The following is a 2,112-nucleotide window of genomic DNA, read 5'->3' as shown; positions in this document are numbered from 1 at the left end:
GGAGAATCCCGACCAGACCAGCAAAAACAGGTGGTCGACGACTTCCTCGCGGCTGATCAGGCGCGTCGACGACCACCACGTGATCGTCGACGAGATCGCGCCGACGAGCGCGTGCGCCCAGGTCTGCGCCGGGCCGTCGTCGCGGCCCCGGGCCCGGAACCCCTCCGACAGGATGCCCGCGATCGTGCGGATCACGACGCCGTCCGCGTCGGGATTGGCGGGCAGCAGGTGCCCGGAGAGGGCCAGCGCCAGCGCGGGTTCGTCCTCGAACCAACCCGCGAGGATGTCGATCGCCGCGCGGGTCTGCTCCGCCGGTTCGGGGATCCCGCCCATGATCTGCACGAGCCGTTCGACGATGAGCCGGGCGTGGCGACCGGCCAACGCGTCGAGCAGTGCCTTGCGGTCGTCGAACGAGGCGTAGACGGCCGACCGCGTCAGCCCCGCGGCGGCCGCGACATCGGCCAGCCCGACGTCGGGGCCCGACGATCGGATGGCGGCCTCGGCGGCGTCGAGCAACTCCTCCCGTCGCTGTTTCGGGTCGACGGGAGGTCCGGGCGGGCGGCCTCGTCGTCGGCGCGTCGGAGTCTGCTCGGGCATCGTCGTCCCAGGCTACCGGGCGGACAATTCGGATCATCGTGATTCTCGTGCTGCCACCGTGGTCACGGCTTCGTGTATCGGCAGCGCCCATCAGTCGGCATGATGGGCGTATGCCCGATCAGTCCGCCAATGTCATCTTCGTCCACTGGCACGACCTCGGCCGGCACCTGCCGTGCTACGGCGCGCAGGGGGTGGCGAGCCCGACGCTGGACCGGCTGGCCGACGAGGGGATCGTCTTCACCGACGCCCACGCGACCGCTCCGCTGTGCTCGCCGGCGCGCGGGTCGCTGTTCACCGGTCAGTATCCGCACCGCAACGGTCTCGTGGGCCTGGCCCATCACGGCTTCGCCTACCGGCCGGGAGTGCGGACGCTGCCGTCGCTGCTGGCCGAAGACGGATACCGCACCGTGCTGTTCGGGATGCAGCACGAGAGCACCGATCCGACCAGCCTCGGTTTCGACACCGTCGACGTCGCCGACTCCCGCTGCGACTACGTCACCGACGAGACGGTGGACTGGCTGGCCGCCGAGGGCGTCGACGATCAGCCCTTCTTCCTCACCGCGGGCTTCTTCGAAACCCACCGGCCCTATCCCGACGACGAGTACGACCATCCGGATCCGGCGGCGATCGGCGTGCCCGACTTCCTGCCCGACACCGCCGATGTCCGCGCCGACCTGGCCGGTTTGCACGGCAGCATCACCAAGGCCGACGCCGCGGTCGGCCGGATCCTCGACGCCGTGGAGCGGACGGGCCTCGACGAGAACACCTGGATCGTGTTCGCCACCGACCACGGGCTGGCGTTCCCGCGCGCCAAGTCGACGCTGTACGCCGAAGGCACCGGTATCGCCTTGATCATCCGTCCGCCGCGCTCGGTCAAGCGTGTCGCGGGCGTCTACGACGGGCTCTTCTCCGGCGTCGACCTGGTGCCGACGCTGCTCGATCTCCTGGGTCAGCCGGTGCCCGCCGACGTCGACGGGGTGTCGCACGCGGCCGCGCTGCTCGACGGCGACCCGACCGCGCAGGTGCGCGGCGAAGTGTTCACCGAGAAGACCTACCACGACTCCTTCGATCCGATACGGGCCGTGCGCACGAAGCGCTACAGCTACATCGAGAACTACGCGCCCCGACCCGAGTTGGTGCTGCCGCTCGACATCGCCGACTCGAGTTCGGCGCGATCGATCGATCCGCAGTCGACGATCGTCCCGCGCGCCCGCCACGAGCTCTACGACCTTCGTTTCGATCCTCGTGAGCGAAACAATCTGGCGGGCGATCCCGCCTACACCGAAGTCGCCGCCAACCTCGCGGGACGGCTGGCGCGGTGGCGCGTCGAAACGGGCGACGAACTGCCCGAGGACGCGGTCGGGACCGCCGTCGCCGAGGAGTTCATGCGGGCGTGGGCCAGCCGCTCCAAGGGCATCGACCCAGGTGAGGAAGCATTGCCGTCGCGGCGCCCGCAGGGCTCGCGACGCGAACTGGCCGGCGACCTCACGGTGACCGGATCCCGCAGCCGGGGAG

Annotated in this window: 2 protein-coding genes; one reads left to right on the top strand and one right to left on the bottom strand. The window is 70.3% G+C overall.

The window, feature by feature from the left end; genetic code table 11:
• On the bottom strand, positions 1-597 hold a 597-nt coding region (locus GOARA_RS17105), incomplete at its 3' end, for a TetR/AcrR family transcriptional regulator (RefSeq protein ID WP_007323688.1).
• Positions 598-707: 110 nt separating this feature from the next.
• Here GOARA_RS17105 and GOARA_RS17100 point away from each other — a divergent pair.
• A partial coding sequence (locus GOARA_RS17100; protein WP_007323687.1) for a sulfatase family protein occupies positions 708-2,112 on the top strand: 1,405 nt, incomplete at its 3' end.

Origin of the sequence: Gordonia araii NBRC 100433, from assembly GCF_000241265.1 — a bacterium.
GTDB lineage: Bacteria > Actinomycetota > Actinomycetes > Mycobacteriales > Mycobacteriaceae > Gordonia > Gordonia araii.
Note: the sequence above shows the minus strand (reverse complement) of the source record. Positions and strands in the feature narration are given on the sequence as shown.